The sequence below is a fragment of the Lamprobacter sp. genome (genome assembly GCF_034860625.1).
GTDB lineage: Bacteria > Pseudomonadota > Gammaproteobacteria > Chromatiales > Chromatiaceae > Lamprobacter.
In genome coordinates this window covers 1-1,283 of the sequence record NZ_JAYESN010000542.1, presented here as the reverse complement: position 1 = coordinate 1,283, position 1,283 = coordinate 1, and the positions used below count along the sequence as shown (strand labels likewise).

Annotated in this window: 1 protein-coding gene; it reads left to right on the top strand. The window is 67.5% G+C overall.

Features of this window, described 5'->3' with window-relative positions; all coding sequences use genetic code 11:
• On the top strand, positions 1–1,218 hold a 1,218-nt coding region (locus VBE63_RS29630), incomplete at its 5' end, for a UDP-N-acetylmuramoyl-L-alanyl-D-glutamate--2,6-diaminopimelate ligase (RefSeq protein WP_323686553.1).
• Positions 1,219–1,283: the final 65 nt, after the last annotated feature.

The window sequence follows — 1,283 nt, the reverse complement described above, 5'->3', positions numbered from 1 at the left end:
TCATCCAGGGTTTGCGCGCACAAGGATTGCGCGCAGGCGGGCGATCAGGCGGGTGTGGCCGAAGCCGACTCCTCGGCACCCAGTGCGCTGACCACACCGGATGCGATCAGCTTGCAGCGCCAGCTGGCGCAGTGGCGAGCGCAGGGTGTGCAGCGGGTGACGCTCGAAGTCTCCTCGCATGCGCTGGTGCAGGGCCGGGTCAGCGGGCTGCATGTTGATTGCGCCATATTCACCAATCTCTCGCGCGACCACCTGGACTATCACGGCAGCATGGCCGCCTATGCCGAGGCCAAGTCGCGCCTGTTCGCTATGCCCGGATTGCGCAGCGCCGTGCTGAACATAGACGATCCCTACGCTGCGCAGATGCGCGCTGCACTGGCGCCCGAGGTGTCCTGTGTGGGCGTCAGCGCTAGCGCAAATACCGATGCAGAGGTTCGCATCGCGCTGCGCCATGCGCAGCTGGAGAGTGGGCGCCGTGCGCAGCTGGAGGGCGAGCGCCTGTGGCTGCATACACCCTGGGGTGAAGGTGAGTTTCACAGCCAGCTGATCGGTGCTTTCAATCGCGCCAACCTCGCCGCAGTGGCGGCTGCGGCGCTGTCTCTGGGCGTCCCTTTTGCGCAGGTGCTGCAGTGTCTGCCTCAGTTGCGCGCGGTAGCGGGACGCATGCAGCTGGTGCCCAACACGCTGGGTCTGCGCGTGGTGGTGGATTTTGCCCACACCCCGGATGCGCTGGAGCAGGTACTGCGTACCCTGCGCGCGGATACGGGCGGTGCGCTGCATGTGGTGTTTGGTTGCGGCGGCGATCGCGATGCCGGCAAACGCGCACCCATGGGCGCGGTGGCATCGGCGCTGGCCGACCAGGTCTATCTGAGCAGCGACAACCCGCGCGGTGAAAACCCGCAGCGGATCATCGACCAGATTGCTGAGGGTTGCACGGGCGCGGTCTGGCGCCACCCCGACCGCGCGGTGGCGATTGCCACCGCCATTGCCCGCGCGCAGCCCGGTGATTGTGTGCTGATCGCCGGCAAGGGCCATGAGCGCACGCAGCAGATTGGCGCTCGCAAGTTGCCCTTCTGCGATGAGCAGCAGGCTGCGGCGGCGCTGCGAGCACGCGAGGCGCAGCTGCCCTCGGCGCAGCGCGCTGCGCCCGGACAGCTGGCGCGGGGTACGGCCTCTGTGTCAGTGGATGCGGGTGATGCCAGCGGGAGGTCTGCATGATCGGTCACTTCAGCACACACGGCGTGGCGCCGCAGCTGGATGCGCAGATTCTTGGCGCCGATGTG